The 22729-nt window shown below is 69.8% G+C and carries 19 protein-coding genes; 13 read left to right on the forward strand and 6 right to left on the reverse strand.

All coding sequences use genetic code 11. The features are described from left to right. Positions 1–112 precede the first annotated feature (112 nt). The 4 genes from ACFQS9_RS11725 to ACFQS9_RS11740 all read left to right on the forward strand — a co-directional run bounded on the left by ACFQS9_RS11725 (position 113) and on the right by ACFQS9_RS11740 (position 3682). Entirely contained in the window at positions 113–1489 is a 1377-nt protein-coding gene (locus ACFQS9_RS11725; RefSeq protein WP_378404739.1) for a glutamate decarboxylase, read from the forward strand. Between the two features lie 107 nt (positions 1490–1596). Then, positions 1597–1755, forward strand: coding sequence for a hypothetical protein (locus tag ACFQS9_RS11730; protein WP_378404741.1), 159 nt, complete (start codon positions 1597–1599; stop codon positions 1753–1755). 23 nt (positions 1756–1778) lie between these two features. Beyond that, positions 1779–2198: a hypothetical protein gene (locus tag ACFQS9_RS11735; RefSeq protein ID WP_378404743.1), complete on the forward strand. Its 420-nt coding sequence runs from the start codon at positions 1779–1781 to the stop codon at positions 2196–2198. Between the two features lie 146 nt (positions 2199–2344). Further along, complete coding sequence (locus ACFQS9_RS11740; protein WP_378404745.1) at positions 2345–3682, forward strand: YncE family protein; 1338 nt, start codon at positions 2345–2347, stop codon at positions 3680–3682. On the opposite strand, the gene ACFQS9_RS11745 is transcribed toward ACFQS9_RS11740, so the two are convergent. From ACFQS9_RS11745 to ACFQS9_RS11765, 5 genes are all read right to left on the reverse strand, one after another. Next, on the reverse strand, positions 3679–4362 hold the full coding sequence (locus ACFQS9_RS11745) for a uracil-DNA glycosylase (protein WP_378404925.1): 684 nt from the start codon (positions 4360–4362) through the stop codon (positions 3679–3681). The genes ACFQS9_RS11740 and ACFQS9_RS11745 overlap by 4 nt on opposite strands. 66 nt (positions 4363–4428) lie before the next feature. Then, positions 4429–5352: an esterase/lipase family protein gene (locus ACFQS9_RS11750; protein ID WP_378404747.1), complete on the reverse strand. Its 924-nt coding sequence runs from the start codon at positions 5350–5352 to the stop codon at positions 4429–4431. 99 nt (positions 5353–5451) lie between these two features. Beyond that, on the reverse strand, positions 5452–8466 hold the full coding sequence (locus ACFQS9_RS11755; RefSeq protein ID WP_378404749.1) for an alpha-mannosidase: 3015 nt from the start codon (positions 8464–8466) through the stop codon (positions 5452–5454). A 39-nt stretch (positions 8467–8505) separates the two neighbouring features. Beyond that, positions 8506–9948, reverse strand: a complete 1443-nt coding sequence (locus tag ACFQS9_RS11760; RefSeq protein WP_378404926.1) for a PH domain-containing protein — start codon at positions 9946–9948, stop codon at positions 8506–8508. A 131-nt stretch (positions 9949–10079) separates the two neighbouring features. Beyond that, positions 10080–10559 (reverse strand): PH domain-containing protein, encoded by a 480-nt coding sequence (locus ACFQS9_RS11765; protein ID WP_378404928.1) that lies wholly within the window; start codon positions 10557–10559, stop codon positions 10080–10082. Between the two features lie 164 nt (positions 10560–10723). Here ACFQS9_RS11765 and ACFQS9_RS11770 point away from each other — a divergent pair, with 164 nt between their 5' ends. The 9 genes from ACFQS9_RS11770 (at position 10724) to ACFQS9_RS11810 (ending at position 20294) form a co-directional block, all read left to right on the forward strand. Beyond that, positions 10724–10927 (forward strand): hypothetical protein, encoded by a 204-nt coding sequence (locus ACFQS9_RS11770; RefSeq protein WP_378404751.1) that lies wholly within the window; start codon positions 10724–10726, stop codon positions 10925–10927. A gap of 106 nt (positions 10928–11033) precedes the next feature. Continuing rightward, positions 11034–13619 carry a bifunctional FO biosynthesis protein CofGH gene (locus ACFQS9_RS11775; protein WP_378404930.1) on the forward strand — a complete coding sequence of 862 codons (2586 nt, stop codon included), beginning with the start codon at positions 11034–11036 and terminating at the stop codon, positions 13617–13619. Next, the gene (locus ACFQS9_RS11780; protein WP_378404752.1) at positions 13616–14398 is read left to right on the forward strand and encodes a hypothetical protein; all 783 of its coding nucleotides are present in this window, start codon (positions 13616–13618) and stop codon (positions 14396–14398) included. Before ACFQS9_RS11775 ends, ACFQS9_RS11780 begins: the two co-directional genes overlap by 4 nt. A 203-nt stretch (positions 14399–14601) precedes the next feature. Continuing rightward, positions 14602–14925 (forward strand): ferredoxin, encoded by a 324-nt coding sequence (gene fdxA / locus ACFQS9_RS11785; protein WP_378404754.1) that lies wholly within the window; start codon positions 14602–14604, stop codon positions 14923–14925. Positions 14926–14941: 16 nt separating this feature from the next. Next, the gene (dapC, locus tag ACFQS9_RS11790; protein WP_378404756.1) at positions 14942–16069 is read left to right on the forward strand and encodes a succinyldiaminopimelate transaminase; all 1128 of its coding nucleotides are present in this window, start codon (positions 14942–14944) and stop codon (positions 16067–16069) included. Between the two features lie 105 nt (positions 16070–16174). Further along, positions 16175–17818, forward strand: coding sequence for an L-glutamate gamma-semialdehyde dehydrogenase (gene pruA / locus ACFQS9_RS11795; protein ID WP_378404758.1), 1644 nt, complete (start codon positions 16175–16177; stop codon positions 17816–17818). 2 nt (positions 17819–17820) lie between these two features. Beyond that, on the forward strand, positions 17821–18792 hold the full coding sequence (locus ACFQS9_RS11800; protein ID WP_378404760.1) for a proline dehydrogenase family protein: 972 nt from the start codon (positions 17821–17823) through the stop codon (positions 18790–18792). Positions 18793–18912: 120 nt separating this feature from the next. After that, entirely contained in the window at positions 18913–20067 is a 1155-nt protein-coding gene (locus ACFQS9_RS11805; protein WP_378404762.1) for a Rieske 2Fe-2S domain-containing protein, read from the forward strand. Continuing rightward, positions 20067–20294, forward strand: a complete 228-nt coding sequence (locus ACFQS9_RS11810; RefSeq protein ID WP_378404765.1) for a hypothetical protein — start codon at positions 20067–20069, stop codon at positions 20292–20294. Before ACFQS9_RS11805 ends, ACFQS9_RS11810 begins: the two co-directional genes overlap by 1 nt. Before the next feature lie 54 nt (positions 20295–20348). On the opposite strand, the gene ACFQS9_RS11815 is transcribed toward ACFQS9_RS11810, so the two are convergent. Further along, complete coding sequence (locus ACFQS9_RS11815; RefSeq protein WP_378404767.1) at positions 20349–22724, reverse strand: arylsulfatase; 2376 nt, start codon at positions 22722–22724, stop codon at positions 20349–20351. Between the last annotated feature and the right edge of the window lie 5 nt (positions 22725–22729).

A 22729-nucleotide genomic window follows, 5' to 3' on the forward strand; every position in this document is an offset into this window, starting at 1 on the left:
GGCGCCCCTATCCGGGCTACCCTCAGTGTGCTTCATCAGTTGTTCGTAGATCTTGTCGCACGTTGCATCCAGATCGAGTGTCGATTTCGCCGACCACGGAGGGATGGGGCCGATGGCGCTTCACAGGGTGACGGACCGGGGCGGGTCCGTCCAGGACATCTACGCGACACCGCTGAGCCAAGAGGTGCTGCCGAAATACCAGATGCCGGACACGCCGTCGGACCCGCGCATCGCATACGCGCTGATCCACGCCGAACTCCAACTCGACGGCAATTCGTCGCAGAACCTCGCCACGTTCTGCTCGACCTGGTCGGAGGACGAGGTCCACCGGCTGATGAACGACTGCCTCGACAAGAACATGATCGACAAGGACGAGTACCCGCAGACCGCGGAGATCGAATCCCGGTGCGTGCACATGCTGGCCGACCTGTGGAACTCGCCTTCCGGACGCGACACCATGGGATGTTCCACGACCGGGTCGAGCGAGGCCGCCATGCTCGGCGGGTTGGCCCTCAAGTGGCGCTGGCGCCAGCGGCGGCAGGCGGAGGGCAAGCCCACCGACCGCCCGAACCTGGTGTGCGGGCCGGTGCAGATCTGCTGGGACAAGTTCGCCCGGTACTTCGACGTGGAGTTGCGGCAGGTCCCGCTCGAGCCGGGGGCGACGGGGATACGTCCGCACCAATTGCGGGAGTACGTCGACGAGAACACCATCGGTGTCGTCGCGATCCTGGGCGTCACGTACACCTGTGACTACGAGCCCGTCGCGGAGATCGCGGCGGAGCTGGATGCGATCATGGCGGACACCGGGCTGGACGTGCCCGTACACGTCGACGCGGCCAGCGGGGGGTTCATCGCCCCGTTCGTGCAGCCGGAGTTGGTGTGGGACTTCCGGATCCCGCGAGTCGCCTCCATCAACACCTCCGGTCACAAGTACGGACTGGCCCCGCTCGGGGTCGGCTGGGTGGTGTGGCGGTCGGCGGACCTGCTGCCCGAGGATCTGGTGTTCCGGGTGAGTTATCTCGGCGGCGACATGCCGACCTTTGCGCTCAACTTCTCCCGGCCGGGCGGTGAGATCGTCGCCCAGTACTACCTGTTGCTGCGCCTCGGCCGCGAGGGTTACCGCATGATTCAGCAGGCCTGTGCCGACACCGCCCAGGCCCTCGCCGAGGAGATCAAGGCGATGGGGCCGTTCACCCTGCTCTACGACGGGACCGGCGGGTTGCCGGCGGTCTCCTACACCCTGACCGACCCGACGACGGCGGGCTTCTCGCTGTACGACCTCAGCGACGAGCTGCGGAGGCGCGGCTGGCAGGTGCCCTCTTACCCGCTGCCCGCGAACCGGCAGGAGACCGTCATCCAGCGGGTCCTGGTCCGGCACGGGATCTCCCGCGACGTGATCTCCCTGCTGGCCGAGGACATCCGTCGATCGCTGGCGCGGCTGGCCGCGGGCACGCCGTCCGACGAGGCCAGGACCGGATTCCATCACTGACGGGTCCGGTCCGGCCGGCGGAGCCGGGGCCTGCTGTGTCGGGGCGCACCCTGCCGACTAGACTGTGACGTGGGTCATAGCCGGGTCGGGCTGATGGAAGGGCGTCGATGTACAACTGGAGTGTTCAGAACGCGATCGTGGCATTCGTGGATTCGCTGCGTCCCCACTCGGAGCAGCATCACGAGATGTACATGAACGCGCTGTACAACTTCGTCGACATGCAGAGCCACCTGCTCACGATCCTCGGCTACCCGCCGGTGGGCTGAGTCAGCCGCCTACGATCGGTGCCATGACTTCCGGCACCCATCCCGTACCACCGGGGCGCGGCGCCCTCGACTCGATGATCCTCGGATTGCTGATCTTCGACGGCGCGCTCACGGCCGTGCTGGCGGTGCTGTTCCTGCCCACCTACCTGGGATCGGTGGCGTTCCCGATCAGCGCGCTCGTCGCGGGCGCCGTGAACGTGCTGCTGGTGCTCGGGGCGCGCACCGTCACCGATCGGGTGTCGAGGGCCGCGCTGCCGCTGGTCGGGTGGTTCCTCGGCTTCGTGTTGTGCATGGTCGGCGGGCCGGGAGGCGACTCCCTGTTGCTCGCGAGCCCGCTGACACTGCTGCTACTCGGCTTCGCGGTGGTGCCTGCCGGACTGTTGTTGCTCAAGCTCGCCTCCGACGAGGCGGTCGCGCGCGGCAGTTCGACCCGCCGGGTCTGAGGCGTCCGGCCCGCGTGGGCGGGCAGGTCGCGACCGGCCCCGGCTCGAGAGTCCATCCGGGTTCGATTCGAGAATCCTCCCCGCATCGGGTGCGGTGACTGTTACCGTGCCGTCGACCACTGCGCGGTGACGGACGGGAGCAACAGGTGAGCGTGAAACCGGGGGCGGGAGGCCAGCGGATGGGCTGGGCCACAACCGCATTGGCCGCGGTGACCGTCGCGGCGGGAGTGATCGGCCCGGGCTCCGCCCACGCCGTCCCGCAGCAGGCGAACGGGCTCGACGAGGTGCTGTTCGTCGGGAACAACTGGGACGGTACCGCCGACGTCATCGAGTCGTCCGGCGGCTACGCCAAGGTAGGCCGGGTCAACATCATCCCGGACAAGCAGGAGCGGCTGCGGGAGATCTACCTGAACCCGATCAAGCTGGCCTTCTTCCTCGGGGTGCGGGAGACCGCGGGCGAGGGCCACGACCAGTTCGTCGACGACATGTACACCACGCCCGACGGGTCCGCGGTGGTGGCGTCCCGGCCGAGCTTCGCAGATGTGGTCTCGATCGACCTGGTCAGCGGAAAGGTCAACTGGCGCTTCCCGGTGTCCGGCTACCGAGCCGACCACATGGCCGTCTCGCCGGACGGCAACCGGGTCGCGGTCTCGGCATCCACCAGCAACACCGTGCACGTGCTCGACATCCGAACCGGCGCACAGGTCGGGTCGTTCAGGACCGGGGACAAGCCGCACGAGAACGTGTTCACCGACGGTGGCCGGTACCTGTGGAACATGTCGATCGGCGAGGTGAACACCCCGCTGGACGCCCCGTGGCAGGACTCCACCAAGGGCGACCGCAAGATCACCGTGGTCGATGCCCAGACCTTCCAGACGGTCAAGGTCATCGACATGCGGGATCGGCTGGACGCCTTCGGTCGCTCCGACCTCTCGGACTCGGTGCGACCCGTCGCGTTCAGTCCGGACGAGAGCACGCTCTACTTCCAGGTGTCGTTCTTCAACGGCTTCGTCGAGTACGACATCGCGACCGACAAGATCACCAGGATCAAGGAGCTGCCGAAGAACCCGAGCACCAGTCCGGACCGAACCACCTGGGTCAACGACTCCCGTCACCATGGCATGTCGATCAGCCCCGACGGCGCCAAGCTGTGCATCGCCGGGACGATGGACGATTACGTGACCGTCGTCGACACCGCCACGTTGCAGGAGACCCCCACCGTCCCGGCGGGGAAGCCGTATTGGGCCACCGTCGACGGTGACGGCACGCATTGCGTCATTTCCGAGAGCGCCACCGACTCGGTGAGCGTGATCGATTTCGTGAGCGGGCAGAAGGTGGCAACCGTGCCGGTGGGCGATCACCCGCAGCGGGTGCGCATCGGGCACGTCCCCGCGGGGTGGACCGGTACCCCCGACACCGGGACCGGAAACGGGAGCGTCGGAACGGGCAGCGCCGGGTTGGGAACGGGCAGCGCCGGCTCCTAGGGCAGGACTCCGGCGGCGCGACCGGCCTCGGCAAGCACCGACTCGAGCATGTCCGGGGTCAGTCGCCCGGTGAAGGTGTTCTGCTGGCTGACGTGATAGCTGCCGAACAGGTGCAGCGTGTTCCGTTCGCCCGGGAGTTCCACGTGCACACCGTGGCCGAACTTCGGCCTCGGCCTCGGTACCCGCCAGCCCGCGTCGGCGAGGACGGGAAGCAGTGCCTGCCAGCCGAATCCGCCGAGAACCACGACCGCGCGCAGCGTCGGCGCCAGCAAGGCCAGTTCGCTGTCCAACCAGTGCCGGCAGGTCGCCCGCTCGAGCGGCGTCGGTTTGTTCGCCGGGGGCGCGCAGTGCACCGGTGCCGTGACGCGGGTTCCGTTCAGGGTCAGACCGTCCCCGATGTGGGTGGCGGTCGGCTGGTTCGCCAGGCCGACCGCGTGCAGCGCCGCGTACAGCACGTCGCCGCTGCGGTCGCCGGTGAACATCCGACCGGTGCGATTGCCGCCGTGTGCGGCGGGCGCCAGCCCGACGATGAGCAGCGCGGCGTCCGCGGGGCCGAACCCGGGAACAGGCCTGCCCCAGTAGGTCTGGTCCCGGAACGCGGCCCGCTTCTCGACCGCGACCTTCTCCCGCCAGGCGACCAGTCGTGGACAGCGCCTGCAGTCGATCAGTTCGCGGTCCATCTCGGCGAGAGTGGTATGGGCCTCCACAGATCCGACGGTACCCGCGCGGCGGGCCCGGAGTTCGGATTACCCGGAGCAGGGGATCGTGCCCTGGAGGGTTGGATCGAGGGCCTTGCGGACGAGGAACAGCGAGACCGGATGGTCCAGCAGCCCCTTGGACCCGTCCGGATAGAGCACCTGGCCGGAATGCGCGACCTCGAGGGAATCGTCCTGGCACACGTCCTGCACGAACATGTTTCGGACGGAGGTTCCCGGCGCGGGGATCAGGAACGAGCTTTCGGGCGGGGTGATCGTCTTGTCCTTCTTCGTCGCGATGACGGTGTAGTCGATCCCCGGATACGTCTCCTGGCCGGCGTTGAGATTCGTCAGGAAGGCCGAGCCCGCGAGCTGCTGGTTCATCGCCACTCCCACCGGGCGAGCGCCGTCGAACGTGGTTCCGTGGGTCGACGGACCGAGCATGACCAGCGTGCGTACCTTGTTGCGCGCGGGATCGACGGGGTCCGCGCCGTGCTCGAACTTGAGGTACTGGCGAGGCATCATGCCGCCCTGGGAATGCCCGACGATATCGACCTGCTCGACACCGGTGCTCTCGCGAACGCGGTCGACGAACGCGGCCAGCTCGCGCGCTGAGCCCTCGATCGCCGCGGTTCCCCACGCGGTCGGTCCCAACCCGAAGAACTCGCGGGTGCCGCCGTAGTTCAACGCGTAGACGCAATAGCCGTCCGCCTTGAGCGCACTCGTCAGCGCGGGGAGGCTCTGCTTCATGCTCCACCCGGTGCCGTGCAAGAGCACGACGGGCCGCGGGTGCTGCTGAGACGGGCGGCAGGACCAGTCATTCGCACCTGCGGGCGGCTCCTCGTCCTGCGCGCCTGCCGATCCGGTCGACGCCGACTGTGCCGATGCCGTTGCGGCGGGGACGATCGCGGAACCGAGGACGAACATGGCGACGGCCGCGAGGCTCGTCGCCACGGCGCGGAGCCGGGCATTCACTTGAGTACTCCTGAGACTGGTGACGGGGATGTGCGAAGCCGTGCGACCGTCATCTGTAACACCCCCGCCGGGGACGGCGCAGGGGAATGCCTCGTTCGGTCAGGTCGTCGCCGCGCGCAATCGCAGCGTCAGCACCTGGAACGGCCGCAGCGTCACGGTGATCGCGTCGCCTGAAACCGTCGCGGCGGCGGGCTGCTCGACCGGCCGCTCGAGCAGGTCGACGACCTCGATCCCCGCCTGTGGGAAGCCCACGTCGATCCGCGCGGTCGACCTGGCGCCGGTGGACTCGTACAGCCGGACCACGACGTCGCCGCTGCGGTCCTCGGCGAGTTTGACCGCCTCCACCACCACGGCCGGATTCGACACCCGCAGCAGCGGTTCGACCGGCGCGGCGCCTGTGATCGTGCGCGGCGGCAGATTGATCCGATAGCCCTCGGCCACGGCGTCGTCGATCGTCGACCCGGGCCGCACCGAGACTCGCAGCGTGTGCACGCCCTGGTCCGACTGCGGGTCCGGGTACAACGGTGCGCGCAGCAGCGACAGGCGCACCGTGGTGGTGCTGCCGCCGTCCGGCCTCGTGGATCGCCCGACGTCGTGGCCGTATGTGGAGTCGTTGGCCACCGCGACGCCGTAGCCGGGCTCGCCGACGTGCACCCAGCGGTGCGCGCAGATCTCGAACTTCGCGAAGTCCCAGGAGGTGTTCGAGTGCGTCGGCCGGAACACGTGGCCGAACTGGGTCTCCGCGGCGCTGCGGTCGGCGTGCACGTCGAACGGGAACGCCAGCTTGAGCAGCTTCTGCCGCTCGTGCCAGTCGATCTCGCTGCTGATCTCCAGCGCGCCGGAACCGGGTGCGAGCTCCAGCCGCTGCACCACCGTCGAGTCCCCGAACGACCTGCGCACCACCACCACATCGCCGACGAGGTCCACGGAGTCCGCGCGCCGCAGGTCGGTCACGGTGCGGCGATAGAACTCGTCGATGTCCCAGGCATCCCACTGGTTGGGCACGTCCCGGTGCAGTTGCAGCAGGTTGCCGACCGAGCCGGGCGCGATGGCGTCCCGTCCGGTGACCGAATCAGACAGCGAGGTGATCAGGCCGTCGCCGTCGACCGCGACCCGGACCAGTCCGTTGTTCAGGACGAAACCGTTGCCGCGCTTGGTGACCCGGGTGCGCTCGGCGTCGCCCCCGGCCACCGCGATGCCGAGCGCGGGTACGCCGTCGCGGGGGTGGGGGGTCGCGTTGAGGGTCAGGGTCGACGAGCCCTTCCCGGTCAGCGCCCGGGCCGAGGCGGCGACGATCCGCTCCAGGCCCGCCGCGATGGCGGCATAGTTGCGCTCGGCGTCCCGATGCACCCAGGCGATGGAGCTGCCCGGCAGGATGTCGTGGAACTGCTGCAGCAGGACCAGGCGCCAGAGGCGCTCGAGCTCGTCGTACGGGTAGTCCGCCCCGGCCCTCACCGCGGCCGTGGCCGCCCACAGTTCCGCCTCACGCAGGAGGTGCTCGCTGCGCCGGTTGCCCTGCTTGGTCTCGGCCTGCGAGGTGTAGGTGCCGCGATGCAGCTCCAGGTACAGCTCGCCCGACCACACCGGTGGCGTGGGGTACTCGGCCTCGGCGCGGCGGAAGAAGTTCGCAGGCGAGTCCAGCGTGACGGTGGGCGAGCCCTCGAGCGAGCGGGTCCGCTCGGCCGCGGCCAGCATCTCGCGGGTCGGTCCGCCGCCGCCGTCGCCCCACCCGAACGGGACCAGGGACACGGTCCCGGCCCCCTGCTCCCGGTAGTTGCGCTGGGCGTGACCGAGATCGTGGCCGGAGAGGTCCGAGTTGTACTTGTCGACCGGCGGGAAGTGGGTGAAGACCTGCGTACCGTCGATGCCCTCCCACCTGAAGGTGTGGTGCGGCATCTTGTTGGTCGTATTCCAGGAGATCTTCTGGGTGAGGAAATATTGCGAGCCGGACAGGCGCACCAACTGGGGCAGCGCGGCCGAGTAGCCGAACGAATCCGGCAGCCAGACCTCGGGGGTGTCGACGCCGAACTCCTCCAGGAAGAACCGCTTGCCCGCCACGAACTGTCGCGCCATCGCCTCGCCGCCGGGCATGTTGGTGTCGGCCTCCACCCACATGCCGCCGACCGGGACGAACTGGCCGGACGCGACCTTGTCCCGGATCCGTTCGAACAGCTCCGGATAGCCGTCCTTGACCCAGGCGAGCTGCTGGGCGGAGGAGCAGGCGAACCGGAAATCCGGGTGATCGTCCATCAACGCAACGACATTGGAGAAGGTGCGGGCGCACTTTCGGATGGTCTCGCGGACCGGCCACAGCCAGGCCGAGTCGATGTGCGCGTGCCCGACCGCGACCACGTTGTGCGCGCTGGCGTAGGCCGGTCGCGCGAGCACCTCCCGCAGTTGCTCGCGGCCGGCGGCGGCGGTGCCGGCGATGTCGTCCGGGTCGACGGTGTCGAGCATCCGCTCGAGGGCGCGCAGGATCTCGTGCCTGCGCGGCAGGTCGAACGGCAGCGCGTGCATCAGGCCGCTGAGCGTCCAGATGTCCTGGGTCAGCTCCCACACCGTGCGGTCGCGGAGCGCGAAGTCGACCTGGCGGAGCCGGTAGATCGGATCCTCACCCGCGGTGTCCGGGTCGCCCAGCGCGGTCGGCTGGAAGCCGAAACTGCGTGCCACATCGGGATTCGCGGCCAGTTCCAGGTACAGGTCGACGGGTCGGTGGGGATCCACCGGCAGGTAGGTGTTGAACGGGGAGATCGCCTTGATGACGGTGCCGTCGGGCCGGTAGGCGAGCCCCTCGGCGTTGAAGCCGGGGCCGCCGGTGAACCCGGGATCGACCACCATCTCCACCTCGACGTCCCGGCCCATGAGCGCCAGCCAGTGCGCCGGCACGTGGCCGGTGACGTGTAGCCACGTCGTGCCCCACGGCCTGCCCCAGGCGGTCCCGATCGCGATGGGCTCGAACTCCTGCGTCATCGCCTCCGACACCGGCACCGGCTCGCCCGGCACCTGCCACGCGGAGATCTCGGCCGGCGCGGTCTCGCGGTAGAGCGCCGCGCCGAGCCGCTGGTCGACGAAACGCCGCAGCCGCTCCTCCACGATTTCGCGATCGTCGTGCATCGGTGACCTCCGTGCGTCGAGGGAAGCGGGGATTCGGTCTCAGGTGGTGCGGGTCCAGATGTCGCCTGCGCCGGGGGTCACCGTCTCGATCAGCCCCCAGGCGCGGTCGGCGGGCAGATCGAGAACCTCGTAGTGTCCGGCCCCCGCCGGGGTGGCCGCGACGACCGTGGCGACTCCCGCGCGGCGCTGAAAGTAGCTCTGCCGCACGGTCCATCCGATGATGCCGTCCGCCTCGAGGCTGTGCCTGCCGCGATCGAGCGAACCGCTGCGGGTGACGAGCCACCCCGGCGGCGTGGCGTGTCCGAGCCCGCGGGAGCGGTCCCAGGCGAGCGCCACGGCGGCGAGGGTGAGGGCGCCGACCGCCGCCCAGGCCGGCCACCGGATCCCGACGCCGAGGGCCGAGGCGAGGGCGAGCGCGAACGCCGTCGCCGCGACCGGGAGCAGGGCCCTGGTGTAGCGGCGGCGACGCGCGGCGGGTCCGTGCGGGGTCAGCCGGGCCGGGGGGCTGCCGGGGGTCACGCGTTCGACCGCCCCCTTGACCCGCTCGGCCTCGGCGCGCGGGGACTGCGGCATGAGCAGGCTCGACTGGTGTTTCTCCGCGCTGACGCCGGTCATGATGGCGTCGAGGCGGGCACCGCCCGCGATCCGCAGGAGCAGTGGTTCGCGCAGCGAGGTGCCGCGCAGCCGGGCCCGGTCGAGGGTGGTCTGCCGGGTCTTGAGCAGGCCATGGCTGACATGCAGCACCTTCCCGTCATCGGTGACCTGGAGGTTGCCGTACGCGACGAGGTATCGCACGCAGGCGAGCACGCTGGCCACGATCAGCAGCAGAATCAGCCCCAGCAGCCCGGCGAGCGCGGTGCCGAGCTGCTGTGCGGAGTCGATGCCCCTCGACACCGCGGACGATTCGGCGATCTGTCTGCCGATCCCGTACTGGAAGGCGACGCCGACGATGGCGGCGACGGTCAGCACCCCGGTGACGGAGAACGGTGCGTACCGCACCCAGGCGGGGGACCAGTGCGCGATCTCGACCGGCGCCGCGGTGGTGGGCGCCGCGTCGAGGGTGTCGGGCGCCTCGAGGTGCCGTGCCAGCAGCGCGGCGCGCAGGGCGGGCACCAGCGACGAGTCGAGCGCGTTCAGCTCGAACTTGGCGGCGTCGCCGGAAGCGGCATGTTGTCCGGTGCCGATCCGGACGATGGACAGCCCGAGCAGCCGGTGCAGGACGCCGGCCTCCACGTCCACCGACCGGATCCGGTTGCGCGGCACCGAGAGCAAGTTCTTCCGGAACACCCCGGTGCGCAGCTGCACGTGCACCGGACCGATCCGGTAGCTGGTGGTGAACCAGCGCAGCAGCGCGTACGCCACCAGCGCGGCGACGACGACCAGGCCGAGCGTGTGGTTGCCGCTCTGGGTGCCGACGATCAGCGAGATCAGCAGCACCGGTAGCAGCTTGATGACCTCGTCGACGGGATGCACCAGCAGCATCCGCTTGTCGAGCCGCAGCCACGGCTGTTCCTGTTCGGCCGCCAGCGCGTCGGCCCCCGATGCCTCCGGTGGCGCGGTGCCGGGCGCGGGGTTGGGTACCTCGTGGTGTCGGGTGGGATGCCCGGGTGTGATCACGTCGCGTCCCCGACGTTGCGGCCTGCGATCTCGGTGAGCTGCGCGACGGTCCGGTCCGCGACCTCGCGGTCGAGCGCGGTGATGGTGACCGCGCCCGCCGACGAGGCGGTGGTCACGGTGACCGTGGCGAGGCCGAGCATCCGGTCGATCGGCCCGCGTTCGGTGTCGACGGTCTGCACCCGCGAGATCGGGGCGATGCGGCGTTCCTGGTTGAACCATCCGGTCTTGGTGTACACCGCGTCGGCGCTGACCTCCCAGCGGTGCACGCGGTACCGCCACTGCGGGACCACCAGGATGTGCGTCAGCGCGCACGCGAGGCTGACGGCGAACACCGCGACGTGCGGCCAGGTGCTCCAGCGCCCGTCGACGACACCCCACACGATCTGGGCGACGAAGACGGGGATCCACACCAGGGCGGCGTTGATCGCCCACAACTGAGGGGCACGGCTGCTGGGCCGCCACTGGGGGTCGGCCATGGTGACGGCGGAGGTCGGGGGAGTGCTCACGTCTCCAGCCTGCCCGATCCAGGGCCGTCACCGCGCGACCCTCGGCCGGTTTCGGTCGATGTCGCCCCGCCGTCGTCCTTCTCGCGGGGGGCCTCCGGAGGGTTAGCCTTGGAGGGGCGAGGGAAGGAACGACCATGGACCGATTCGACCCCACTGGGCCCGAGGTCCCCGAGGCCGACCGCGTCGAGCAGGAGACGCCGGTCGGTGGCTCGGAGGAGGCCGACAACACCGACGAGTCGGTGCAGGAATCGGCAGGCGGCTCGCTCGAGGTCAACGACGCCGACGCGGCCGAGCAGGCGCGCGTCGTGCCGGACGAGGACGACTATCCGCACGACTGACCGGCGGCGACACCACGACGGGGAGGCCTCCCCTGGCCGGTCCCACGGGTGATGGCGCATGATCGAACGCGTGAGCACCGACGACGCCCCCGCGACCACGCCCGCGATGCTGCCCGATCCCGTGATGCCGTCGGGGTCCGCACAGGGGGGTGCCGCGGCGCCCGCGGCCGGGTCGGCGCCGCCGTCGCCGTCCGCGATGCGCAGGGCGTTGCGCCGCGCCCGCGACGGCGCCACCCTCAACGTCGACGAGGCCACCGTGCTGCTGCACGCCCGCGGCGCCGACCTCGAGGACCTGGCCGCCTCGGCCGCGCGGGTGCGCGACGCCGGACTGGAGGCGGCCGGTCGCGCCGGGACCATCACCTACTCGCGCAAGGTCTTCATCCCGCTCACCCGGCTCTGCCGGGACAAGTGCCACTACTGCACCTTCGTCACGGTGCCGGGCAAGCTCCGTGCCGAGGGGCACGGGATGTATCTCGAGGCCGACGAGGTGCTGGAGATCGCCCGACAGGGCGCCGAACTCGGTTGCAAGGAGGCGCTGTTCACCCTCGGGGACCGACCGGAGGCGCGCTGGCCGGAGGCCAAGGAGTGGCTGGACGCCCGCGGCTACGATTCCACCCTCGACTACCTGCGCGCCATGTCGATCCGGGTGCTCGAGGAGACCGGACTGCTGCCACACCTGAACCCGGGCGTGCTCAGCTGGGAGGAGATCTCGCGTCTCAAGCCGGTGGCGCCGTCGATGGGCATGATGCTGGAGACCACCTCCACGCGGTTGTTCACCGAGAAGGGCGAATGCCACTACGGCAGCCCCGACAAGGATCCGGCCGTGCGGCTGCGTACCCTCACCGACGCGGGCAGGCTCTCGGTTCCGTTCACCACCGGCATTCTGGTCGGCATCGGCGAGACGATGACCGAGCGCGCCGAGTCGATTCTCGCGATCCGGAAGTCCCACAAGGCGTTCGGTCACATCCAGGAAGTGATCGTGCAGAACTTCCTGGCCAAGGACGACACCGCGATGCGCGACGCGCCGGACGCCGGAATCGAGGAGTTCCGGGCCACCATCGCCGTCGCGCGGCTGCTGCTCGGGCCCGGCATGCGGATCCAGTCGCCGCCGAATCTGGTGTCGGCGGCGGAATGCCTCGCGCTGATCGCCGCGGGCGTCGACGACTGGGGTGGCGTCTCGCCGCTCACCCCGGACCACGTCAACCCGGAGCGGCCGTGGCCGAACCTCGACACCCTGGCCGCGATCACGGCGGAGGCGGGTTACCGGCTCACCGAGCGGACCGCCGCGCAGCCGCCGTACGTGCTCGCCGGTTCGCCGTGGATCGACCCCCGCATCGCCGCGCACGTGCAAGCCCTGGCCGACCCGGTGAGCGGACTGGCCCGGCCGGACACCCGGCCCACCGGCCTGCCCTGGCAGGAGCCGGACGAGTCGTGGGAGTCCGCGGGGCGCGTCGACCTCAACACCGCCATCGACACCGAGGGCCGCAACACCGAGACCCGCAGCGACCTCGGTAGCGCGTTCGGCGACTGGGACTCGGTCCGCGAGCAGGTGCTCGAGTTGTCGAGCCAGGGTGCGCCGGTGCGGCTCGACTCCGAGGTGCTGGCGGCGCTGCGGAGCGCCGAGCGCGATCCCGGCGCCTGCACGGACGACGAGTACCGGGCCCTGGCCACCGCCGACGGCGAGGGTCTCGAGGCGATGGTCGCGTTGGCCGACGCCCTGCGCCGGGACGCGGTCGGGGACGACGTCACCTACGTGGTGAACCGGAACATCAACTTCACCAACATCTGCTACACGGGCTGCCGGTTCTGCGCGTTCGCGCAGCGCAAGGGCGACGCCGATGCGTTCACCCTGTCGACCGCCGAGGTGGCGGACCGGGCGTGGGAGGCGCACGTCGCCGGGGCCACCGAGGTGTGCATGCAGGGCGGCATCGACCCGGAGCTGCCCGTGACCGGCTACGCCGACCTGGTTCGCGCGGTCAAGGCCCGGGTGCCGTCGATGCACGTGCACGCCTTCAGCCCGATGGAGATCGTCAACGGGGCCTCCCGGGGCGGGCAGAGTGTGCGGGACTGGCTGACCGAGCTGCGCGCGGCGGGCCTGGACTCGATCCCCGGCACCGCGGCGGAGATCCTCGACGACGAGGTGCGCTGGGTGCTCACCAAGGGCAAGCTCCCGACGAGCACCTGGGTCGACGTGGTCACCACCGCGCACGAGGTGGGCCTGCCCTCCAGCTCGACGATGATGTACGGGCACGTCGATCAGCCGCACCACTGGGTCGGGCACCTGAACGTGCTGCGCGGAATCCAGGACCGCACCGGTGGCTTCACCGAGTTCGTGCTGCTGCCGTTCGTGCACCAGAGTTCCCCGCTGTACCTGGCCGGCGCGTCCCGGCCGGGGCCGACGCAGCGCGACAACCGGGCCGCGCACGCGCTGGCGCGGATCATGCTGCACGGGCGGATCCGGAACATCCAGACCAGTTGGGTCAAGCTCGGGGTCGCGGGTACCCGGGCGATGCTGCAGGGCGGCGCGAACGACCTGGGCGGCACCCTGATGGAGGAGACCATCTCGCGGATGGCCGGTTCGCAACACGGATCGGAGATGACGGTGGCCGAGCTGCGGGCGATCGCCGAGGGGATCGGGCGCCCGGCCAGGCAGCGCACGACAGGGTATGCCGAAAGGGTGGGAGTGGCATGAGTGACAAGGATCGAATCGGCGACGGCAGGGTCGTCGCGGTGCTCGACCGCGCGGCCTGGGGGATCAACCCGGTACTGGACCTGGTGAGCTCGGACCCGTTGCGGATCAAGGCTCGGACGTTCACGCCGACCGCCGAGCAGCGTTCGATGGCCGAGAAGGTCCTCGACGCGGCGGCCTGGCTGCTCGATGTCGCGGAGGTGCCCGGCACCGCCGCCTGGGAACGGGCGAGCGACGAACGCCGTGCCCGGTGGTGGGTGACCAGGCTCGGCGCGCTGAACACCATCGCGGTGGCGTTCCCCGGCGTGTTCGGTCCGCTCGTCCGGCGGCTGCCGATCCAGGACCTGCTGGCCTTCGCGAATCAGGCGGTGGTGTTGGTCGCGGTGGCCAGGGAACTCGGTGTCACCGACCGCAGCGCCCAGGTGGACATGCTCGCGTCGGTGCTCTGTCGCAGGCAGACCGACGCCAGGACGCTGCTCGCCCACCCGGATGCGCCGCCACCCGGGCCGGACTCGTCGTGGCGGCCGTTCGCCCTGCTCGGGGTGATGTGGTCCACCGCCCGGATGCTGAGGGCGATTCCCGACGAACTCGAGAAGCGACCGCGACCGGGTCAGCCCTATCGAACGCTCGGAAAGCTGCCGCTGGTCGGCGCGGTGGCGGACTACTTCGGTGAGCGGGGCGCCCTGGTCCGCGCGGCCGCACAGGGCCAGCGCTGGATCGACGGTCACACCGTGCGGACGGCGGAGGGCCGATCGGGCGTGCAGGGACTGTCCAGCGTCTGACCTCGGTCAGGGTGGCTTCGGCAGGGTGGCTTGGGTCGATCCCCAGTAGTCTGTCGGTGTACCCCGCCTCGCGGTCCCATCCGAACGGTCAGGGCACCCTAAGCGGGCGCTCCCGGGTGGGGGAGGAGATACTGGTAACTCCTGGGCGGGCTTGGGGGTTCGCGCAGCGTAATGGTCTTTGACGAAAGGCAGGGAGAGCAGCAGTGCCCTACACGATTGCCGAACCGTGCGTGGATGTTCTCGACAAGGCGTGCATCGAGGAATGCCCCGTCGACTGTATCTACGAGGGTGGCCGCATGCTCTACATCCACCCCGATGAGTGCGTGGACTGCGGCGCCTGCGAACCCGTCTGCCCCGTCGAGGCGATCTTCTACGAGGACGATGTGCCGGACCAGTGGAACGACTACGTCAGCGCGAACGTCGACTTCTTCGTCGAGCTCGGGTCGCCCGGTGGCGCCGCCAAGCTCGGCAAGGTCGACTACGACCCGCCGTTCATCAAGGCGCTGCCGCCGATGGGCGAGAACTGAGTTGCTCGATCCCACCGTGACCGGGCACACGCGTGTTCCCCGGTCGCGCACTCCGGTGTCCCGGGCGCTGCCCGACTTCCCGTGGGATTCGCTGGCCGGCGCGAAGGCCGTGGCCGAGTCCCATCCGGGCGGGATCGTCAACCTCTCGGTCGGCACCCCGGTCGACCCGGTGGCGCCGCTGATCCGCGAGGCGCTGGCCTCGGTGTCGGAGGTGCCGGGCTACCCGACCACCCACGGCACCCCCGAGCTGCGGGCGGCCGCGGTCGGCGCCCTGGCGCGGCGGTACGGGGTCACCGGGCTCGACCCGGCGGCGGTGCTGCCCGCGATCGGCACCAAGGAGGCGATCGCGTGGCTGCCCCGACTGCTCGGCCTGGGCCCGGACGACCTGGTCGTCATCCCCGAGGTCGCCTACCCGACGTACGAGGTGGGCGCGCTGCTCGCCGGCGCCAGGGTGCTCCGCGCCGACGGCACCATGCGGCTCGGCCCGGAGAATCCCGCGCTGATCTTCATCAACTCGCCGTCGAACCCGACCGGCAAGGTGCTGGGCATCGACCACCTGCGCAAGGTCGTCGACTTCGCCAGGCAGCGGGGCGCGATCGTCGTCTCCGACGAGTGCTACCTGGGTCTGACCTGGGAGGCCGAGGCGTACTCGATCCTCGACCCCCGCGTCTGCGACGGCGACCACACCGGCCTGCTGGCCGTGCACTCGCTGTCGAAGACCTCGAACCTGGCCAGCTACCGGGCCGGGTTCATCACCGGTGACGCCGCCCTGGTCGCGGAGCTGCTGGAGGTGCGCAAGCACGCCGGGATGATGCTGCCGTTCCCCGTCCAGGCCGCGATGACCGCGGCCCTGAACGACGACGCGCACGAGAACGAGCAGCGCGAGCGGTACCGCGCGCGCCGCGAGGTGCTGCTGCCCGCCGTGCGCGCCGCGGGGTTCACCGTCGACAACTCGGAGGCCGGCCTGTACCTGTGGGCCACCCGCGAGGAGGCCTGCCGGGACACGGTGGACTGGTTCGCCGAGCGCGGCATCCTGGTCGCGCCCGGCGATTTCTACGGCCCCGGCAGCCGTCGGCACGTCCGGATCGCGCTCACCGCGACCGACGAGCGGATCGCCGCCGCCGCCACACGGCTCACCGCCTGATCGCTGTTACCTGGCCGCGGACCCGCCGCGGCGCTAGCCTGGGGGCGGAGTTCCTCGTTGCCGGGGTACCGCCCCTGCAGCGTCACGCCGCGGGCAGGAGGCAGCATGGACGCCGTCACTCGGGTTCCCTCGCCCAGCAACGAACCGGTGCTCTCGTACGCGCCGGGTAGCCGCGAGCGGCTGTTGCTGACCGCGAAGCTCACCGTGCTGGCCTCGGAACCGGTCGAGTTGCCGCACGTGATCGGCGGCGTGCACCGGCAGGGCTCCGGGGAACGGGTGGACGTCGTTCAACCGCACCGGCATTCGGCAGTGCTCGGGACCCTCACCAACGCCACCCACGAGGACGCGGACGCCGCCGTGGAGGCCGCGGTCGCGGCCGCGCCCGGCTGGCGGGCACTGTCCTTCGACGACCGGGCCGCCGTGCTACTGCGGGCCGCGGACCTGCTCTCCGGTCCCTGGCGGGAGACGCTGGCCGCCGCGACCATGCTCGGACAGTCCAAGTCGGTCCAGCAGGCCGAGATCGACGCGCCGTGCGAGCTGATCGACTTCTGGCGGTTCAACGTGCACTTCGCCCGGCAGATCCTCGCCGATCAGCCGGTCTCCGGGCCCGGCGTCTGGAACCGGCTCGAGTACCGGCCGCTCGAGGGATTCGTCTACGCGATCACGCCGTTCAACTTCTCGGCCATCGCGGGCAACCTGCCCACCGCGCCCGCGCTCATGGGCAACACCGTCGTGTGGAAACCGGCGACCACGCAGACCCTCGCCGCGTACTGGACCATGAAGCTGCTCGAGGAGGCGGGGCTGCCGCCGGGGGTCATCAACCTCGTCACCGGCTCGGGTGCCGCGGTATCCGATGTGGCGCTGGGTGATCCGCGGCTGGCCGGTATCCACTTCACCGGCTCGACGAAGACCTTCCAGCATCTGTGGCGGGAGGTGGCGGGCAACATCGACTCGTACCACGGTTACCCGCGGCTGGTCGGCGAGACCGGCGGCAAGGACTTCGTGGTCGCGCACTCGTCCGCGAATCCCGACGTGCTGCGCACCGCGCTGGTTCGCGGCGCCTTCGAGTACCAGGGCCAGAAGTGTTCGGCCGCGTCGCGCGCCTACGTCCCGAAGTCGGTGTGGCAGCGAATGGGAGACGCCTTCCTCGCCGAGGTCGATCAGCTCAGCTACGGCGACGTGACGGACCTGTCGAACTTCGGTGGGGCCCTCATCGACCGCGCGGCGTACGACAAGAACGTCGCGGCCATCGAGCGGGCGCGGGGGGCCGCCGGGGTCACGATCCCGGTCGGCGGGAAGTACGACGACAGCGAGGGGTACTTCGTCCGTCCGACGGTGCTGCTCGTCGAGGATCCGCGCGACGAGTCCTTCGCCACCGAGTACTTCGGACCGATCCTGTCGGTGCACGTCTACGACGACGACCCGCCCGGCGCCTTCGACGACGTGCTCGGGGTGGTGGACTCGAGCGCCCCCTATGCGCTGACCGGATCGGTCATCGCGGACGACCGGGTTGCGGTCGACAAGGCGGGTGCGGCACTGCGATTCGCGGCCGGCAACTTCTATGTCAACGACAAGCCCACCGGCGCCGTCGTCGGTCAGCAACCGTTCGGCGGGGCACGCGCCTCGGGCACCAACGACAAGGCCGGCTCGCCGATCAACTTGCTGCGCTGGACCTCGGCCCGGACCATCAAGGAGACCTTCGTCCCGCCGACCGATCACCGCTATCCGCACATGGAGCCGGAGGAGTAGCCGTGGCCGCGCAGGTCTTCGCGAACCCGTTGCGGCCCGCGATCCTGGCCGCCGCGAGATCGGCGACGCTCAAGACGGCGATCACCAAGGCACCCGTGACCCGATCGATCGTCAGCCGGTTCATCGCCGGGGACACCAGGGCGCAGGCGCTCGCGGTCGCGCGCGCGATTCTCGACTCGGGCCGGATGATCAGCATCGACTACCTGGGAGAGGACACGACCGATGCGGCCCAGGCGCAGGCCACCGTCGCCGAGTACCTGGCCCTGCTCGCGGACCTGGCGGAGATGCCGGAGGCGAAGGCCCCCGGGCAGGTGCGCCGGCTGGAGGTGTCGGTGAAGCTGTCGGCCCTCGGGCTGGCGCTGCCGGTCGACGGCCCCGCGATCGCGCGGGAGAACGCGCGGACGCTCTGCGCCGCGGCCGAGCGGGCCGGGGTCTGGATCACCGTCGACGCCGAGGACCACACCACCACCGACGCGACCCTGTCCCTCGTTCGCGACCTGCGCGCCGACCATCCGTGGCTCGGCGCGGTGCTGCAGTCGTACCTGCGTCGCGCGGAGGCGGACTGCCGGGACCTGGCCGGGCCGGGTTCGCGGATACGGCTGTGCAAGGGGGCCTACCGGGAACCCGATTCGGTGGCCTTCCAGCCGAAGTCGGAGGTCGATGCCTCGTACCTGCGGTGCCTGCGGGTCTTGATGGAGGGCAGGGGCTACCCGATGGTGGCCACCCACGACCCGGCGATCATCGCGGAGGCGGGCTCGATGGCGGCCGATTCGGGCCGCGGCCGCGGCGACCTCGAGCATCAGATGCTCTACGGGATCAGGGACGGCGAGCAGCTGCGGCTGGCCGGCCGTGGCGCCCAGATGCGGGTCTATCTGCCGTACGGCAGCCAGTGGTACGGCTACTTCATGCGCAGGCTCGCGGAACGGCCGGCCAACCTCGGCTTCTTCCTGCGCTCGTTCCTCACCCGGGACTGAAGGTAACGGCCCAGTGGGTGGGAACTGTCCTAGAGAACACGTTCCAGTCCAAGGAGATTTGAAGGATCTGTGACCGGCATCACCGCGGCCCAGCCCGGCCGCTGAACGAGGAGACGCTTCATGACCAACGTGGACACCGAGATCACCGACGAGGTTCGCATCATCGATCAGGGCACGCCGCCCGTCCGTTTCGCGCGTGGCTGGCACTGCCTCGGGCTGGTCGAGGACTTCCGGGACGGCGAGCCGCACTCCATCGAGGCGTTCGGGACCAAGCTCGTGGTGTTCGCCGACAGCAAGGGTGACATCAAGATCCTCGACGCCTACTGCCGGCACATGGGCGGCGACCTGAGCCAGGGCACCGTCAAGGGCGACTCGATCGCCTGCCCGTTCCACGACTGGCGCTGGGGCGGCAACGGCAAGTGCACCGCCATCCCCTATGCCCGCCGGGTTCCGCCGCTGGCCCGCACCCGCACCTGGAAGACCATGGAGCAGGACGAGCTGCTGTTCGTGTGGAACGACCCCGAGGGCAACCCGCCGCCCGCGGACGTCACGATCCCGCAGATGTGCCCCGAGGGCACGGAGTGGACCGACTGGGTGTGGAAGTCGATCGTCATCGACACCAACTGCCGCGAGATCATCGACAACGTCGTCGACATGGCGCACTTCTTCTACGTCCACTACTCGTTCCCGACGTACTTCAAGAACATCTTCGAGGGGCACGTCGCGATCCAGGAGTACGAGGGCGTCGGCCGCGAGGACATCACCGAGTGGGACGACCCGGACGTGCCGCAGCTGGTGTCGACCACCTCGACGGCGGCCTACCACGGCCCGTCGTTCATGATCGACGACCTGACCTACCACTACGAGCACTTCAAGGCCGAGTCGATCCTCATCAACTGCCACTACCCGGTCAGCCCGGACAAGTTCGTGCTGATGTACGGCATCAAGGTCAAGAAGACCGAAGAGGTCCCCGCGGAGATCGCCGACCAGATGGTGCAGGCGATGATCGGCTACATCGGCATCGGCTTCGAGCAGGACATCGAGATCTGGAAGAACAAGACCCGGATCGACAACCCGCTGCTCACCAACGAGGACGGCCCGGTCTACCAGCTGCGTCGCTGGTACGAGCAGTTCTACGTCGACGTCGCCGACGTCAAGCCGGAGATGGTGGACCGCTTCGAGTTCGAGCTCGACACCACCAGGCCGGTCGAGGCGTGGAAGCAGGAAGTCGCCGACAACATCGCCCGCAAGGCCGACGCGGAGGCCTCGGCCTGATGGAGCCGGTCGACTGCGAACGCTGTGGCATCCGGGTTCTCGTGGAGAAGAGCAGCTGGGAGCACACGTCGGTCCAGTGGAACACCGACCACCCCGAGGCCATCTGCGAGGAGTACCAGCAGGACCCGTCGCTGACCCAGCGCGGTGCACGCATCGGCCGCTGCTCGGCGCTGCGTGAATCGATCCGCAAGGCAGTCCTGGACGGGCGGATCCCCGTCCCCGAGTGAATCTCCGCCCCGCCGGGCACCGCGCCGAGGGCGCCGTGCCCGGCGGGGTCGTGGTCATTCTCGGCGCTGCGCAGCCTTGATCTCGGTGTGGTGCACCGTGTGCTGGTCCTCGGGGCTGAGATCCAGCGGGGCCAGTTCGATGTCGACCTTGTCGATGGTGCCGGTGAACCGGAACGGCGTGCGGTATTCCGAGGTGACGGGCTGGCCGGTGTCCTCGCCGATGCCGAAGGTGTCGACGCCGAAGCGGGCGAAGACCGTCGCCGCCATGTGGCCTTCACCGACCTTCACGCCGTCGACGGTCAGCGTGAGGCCCGCGCCCTTGCCGATGCCGCCACCGTCGTAGTCGAACTCGATGCCGACGACCGCGTCGCCCGCCGCGACCGGCTGTGCCGCCCGCACGGTGGTGTGGTCGCCGTAGTAGTTGTAGTCGAAGGTCGGCACGCCGTCCTTCAGGTACAGCGACATGCCGCCCGCCACCCCGCCGATTGCCATGACGACACCATTCGTCGCGGCGCCGTCGGCTCGGATGTGCGCGGTGAGCGTCCAGCTGCGGTTCTTCATCGAGGGGGCCGCGGTCTCCGGGAGCCGGGTCGCGCCCGCGTAGAAGGTGAACGAGGTCGCCTTCGGGTCCGCGCCGGGCGCCGACGGCTTGGGGAGGATCGCCCGGGCGACGCCGCGGTCGTCGAGCGGGTACACGTGGTACTTCTCGGCGGCCGCGTCGAACGCGGACTTCATCTGCTCGAGCTTGTCGGGCATCGAGTCGGCCAGGTCCCGCGCCTCGGAGAAGTCCTCCTCGAGGTGGTACAGCTCCCAGCGGTCGCTGTCCCAGTCGCCGCTGGCGAGATCCTGCCGCCACGGCAGCGTGTGCTGCGCGTTCGCCTTCCAGCCGTCCTCGTAGATCGACCGGTTGCTGATGATCTCGAAGTACTGCTCGGACCTGCCCTGGAACGACGGGTCCGCAAAGCTGGCGAGGAATGACCTGCCCGCCAGCGGCAGCTGCTCGATGCCGTTGACCGTGTCGGGCATCGTCACCCCCGCCGCCTCGTAGATCGTCGGGGCGATGTCGACGAGATGCAGGAACGGATCGCGTGGGGCCTCGTCGTGCGCGATCTTCGCGGGCCAGCTGGCGACCATCGGGTTGCGGGATCCGCCGAGGTGCGAGGCCACGGCCTTCACCCACTGGAACGGGGTGTTGCCGGCCCAAGCCCAGCCCATCGGGTAGTGCGGCTCCGTCTCCGGCCCGCCGAGTTTGTCGAGATCCTTGATGATCTCGTCGAGCGGCGTCATGATGCCGCCGAGGTTCTTGATCTCGTCGAGCGTGCCGTCGGGCCCGCCCTCGGCGGATGCGCCGTTGTCGCCGACGATGTAGAGGATCATCGTGTTGTCGGCGTCCGGCAGGTCCTTGATCGCATCGAGCAGACGGCCGACCTCGTGGTCGGTGAATGCGAAGTACCCGGCGTAGTTCTCGAACAGAGCGCAGTAGACCTGCTTCTGCTGGTCGCTGAGCGTGTCCCACTCCTGCACCCAGTCTGGGCGCGGGGTGAGTTCGGTGTCGGGCGGGATGATGCCCATCTTCTTCTGGTTCTCGAAGACGATCTCGCGGTACTTCTCCCAGCCCATGTCGAAGGCGCCCTTGAACTTGTCGCGCCACTGCTTGGTGACGTGGTGCGGGGCGTGCATCGCGCCGGGGGCGAAGTACATGAAGAACGGCTTGTCCGGCGCGACCGACTTCGCGTACCGCATCCGCGAGATCGCGCGGTCGGTCATGTCGGTCACCAGGTGGTACCCCTCCTCGGGGGACTTGTCGGGCTCGACCGGGGTCGTGTTCTCGAACAGCACCGGGTGGAACTGGTGCGTCTCACCGGCGTTGAAGCCGTAGAAGTAGTCGAACCCCATGCCGGTCGGCCACCGGTCGAACGGGCCGGCGACGCTGGTCTCCCAATCCGGCGTGTTGTGGTTCTTGCCGTACCACCACGTCGAGTAGCCGTTGCCGCGCAGCACCTCGGCGACCGTGGCGGTGGTGCGCGGGATCATCGTGGTGTAGCTCGGGAACCCCGTCGACCACTCCATGAGGTAGCCGTTGCCCGCGTCGTGGTGGTTGCGCCCGGTCAGCAGCGCCGCGCGCGACGGACCGCACACCGCGGTCGTATGAAATCGGTTGTACCGCAGCCCTTCGGACGCGAGCTTGTCGAGATGCGGCGTCGGGATCAGACCGCCGAACGTCGACGTCTGACCGAACCCGACATCGTCGAGCAGGATCACGACGATGTTCGGCGCGCCCTCCGCCGCGGTGGGGACCTGCGGCCACGCGGCTGTCGATTCCTTGTAGGTCTTGCCGATCGTGCCCTGGAACGACGGTGGCGGCTCCGGGATCGCCGATCGGCCGGACGGGGACGCGGCACCGCGCGCTTGGTTTGTGTGGTCGCTCATGCCGC

The sequence above is a fragment of the Rhodococcus daqingensis genome, assembly GCF_042665615.1.
GTDB lineage: Bacteria > Actinomycetota > Actinomycetes > Mycobacteriales > Mycobacteriaceae > Rhodococcus_G > Rhodococcus_G daqingensis.